The following is a 526-nucleotide window of genomic DNA, read 5'->3' on the forward strand; positions in this document are numbered from 1 at the left end:
GCGCTTCGCGCATCGGCTGGCGTGGCGGCTTCGCGGCTTGGCGGACGCGTGCCGGCGCGCTGGCCTTGCTCGCGGTCTCCGTACGTTTCGTGTCCACGCTTCTCGATGTGGACTGGCCCTCCGCCGGACGGCTCGCGCTTACTGTCGCCGGAGCCGGCTCCTTCACGGGAGCCGGAGAGCTTGCAGCAATAGGGCTCGCGGCAGCGGGGCCTGACGCGGCGGGGGCGGCGCTGCGCGCCGGCGGGTCGGTCCAGGCGCCTTGAGGAGAGGCCTGCGCCAAGGCGGCGCTGGGACCGAGCGCCAAGCCCAGCATCAGCGTCGCCCCGAGAATTCCACCGGCACCGATCGACATCGCGCACTCCCTGGCGGATGGCCACGGCGGCGCGACCGACGCAGCCTGCCTCGATGGAAATCTTAACGAAATCCTGCCGCAGCGTCCACGAGGATCGTCGCCGCGGGGCGGCGTGCGACCGGCGCCGCCACGCCCCAAGGGCCGTTGCTACTCCGCGGGCACGCCGTGCCCGCC

General features: G+C 73.4%; 1 protein-coding gene. It reads left to right on the forward strand.

What is annotated here, in order from left to right; genetic code table 11:
- A partial coding sequence (locus tag FV222_RS30815) for a hypothetical protein (protein ID WP_210248529.1) occupies positions 1–263 on the forward strand: 263 nt, incomplete at its 5' end.
- Between the last annotated feature and the right edge of the window lie 263 nt (positions 264–526).

Source organism: Methylobacterium sp. WL103 (assembly GCF_008039885.1).
Taxonomy (GTDB): Bacteria; Pseudomonadota; Alphaproteobacteria; order Rhizobiales; family Beijerinckiaceae; genus Methylobacterium; species Methylobacterium cerastii.